The organism is Litchfieldella rifensis (genome assembly GCF_042646605.1).
GTDB classification, from domain to species: Bacteria; Pseudomonadota; Gammaproteobacteria; order Pseudomonadales; family Halomonadaceae; genus Litchfieldella; species Litchfieldella rifensis.
In genome coordinates, this window is the sequence record NZ_JBHRUG010000039.1 from 1 (window position 1) to 1,090 (window position 1,090).

A 1,090-nucleotide genomic window follows, 5' to 3' on the forward strand; every position below is an offset into this window, starting at 1 on the left:
CTGGACCAGCACGGCTTCGACGCCGCCTTCGGTGGCGCGCGGCGCGACGAGGAAGCCTCGCGCGCCAAGGAGCGGGTCTACTCGTTCCGTGACAAGTACCACCGTTGGGACCCCAAGAACCAGCGCCCGGAGCTGTGGAACGTCTACAACGCCAAGGTCAACAAGGGCGAGTCGATCCGCGTGTTCCCGCTCTCCAACTGGACCGAGCTCGACATCTGGCAGTACATCTACCTCGAGTCGATCCCCATCGTGCCGCTGTACTACGCCGCGCCGCGCCCGGTGGTCGAGCGCGACGGCATGCAGATCATGGTCGACGACGAGCGGCTGCCGCTCGCGCCCGGCGAAGTGCCCGAGGAGAAGTGGGTGCGCTTCCGCACCCTGGGCTGCTACCCGCTGACCGGGGCGGTGGAATCCCAGGCCGCCACGCTGCCCGAGATCATCCAGGAAATGCTGCTCACGCGCACCAGTGAGCGCTCGGGGCGGGCCATCGACCACGACCAGGCCGGCTCGATGGAGAAGAAGAAGAGGGAAGGATACTTCTGAGCTACGCGCATCGAGCCGCGAGCTGGATATCGAGACTCGTAGCCTCCGAGAAGCACTCGCCGTTGGCGATACCCACCAAACATGAAGAGAGCACGGCCTGCTCGTAGCCCGCCGCGCGGAGCTCGCAGCGCTCGTGTTCTTCACCAGGATGGAGAAAACCCGTGTCACACCAATCAGCCCTTATCGCGGAAAACATCGAAGCCTACCTCCACGAGCACGAGAACAAGGACCTGCTGCGCTTCATCACCTGCGGCAGCGTCGACGACGGCAAATCGACGCTGATCGGGCGGTTGCTGCACGACTCCAAGATGATCTACGAGGATCAACTCGCCGCCATCACCCAGGCCTCGAAGACCAGCGGCACCACCGGTGACGCCGTCGACCTGGCGCTGCTGGTCGACGGCCTGCAGTCCGAGCGCGAGCAGGGCATCACCATCGACGTCGCCTACCGTTTCTTCTCCACCGACCGGCGCAAGTTCATCATCGCCGACACCCCGGGCCACGAGCAGTACACGCGCAACATGGCCACCGGGGCCTCGACGGCGAG

At 65.1% G+C, this 1,090-nt stretch carries 2 protein-coding genes; both read left to right on the top strand.

What is annotated here, in order from left to right:
* The coding region (gene cysD, locus ACFOEV_RS19195; RefSeq protein ID WP_386776335.1) for a sulfate adenylyltransferase subunit CysD at positions 1-543 on the top strand (543 nt) is incomplete at its 5' end.
* A gap of 161 nt (positions 544-704) precedes the next feature.
* Positions 705-1,090: GTP-binding protein (locus tag ACFOEV_RS19200; RefSeq protein WP_386776334.1), on the top strand; the 386-nt coding region annotated here is incomplete at its 3' end.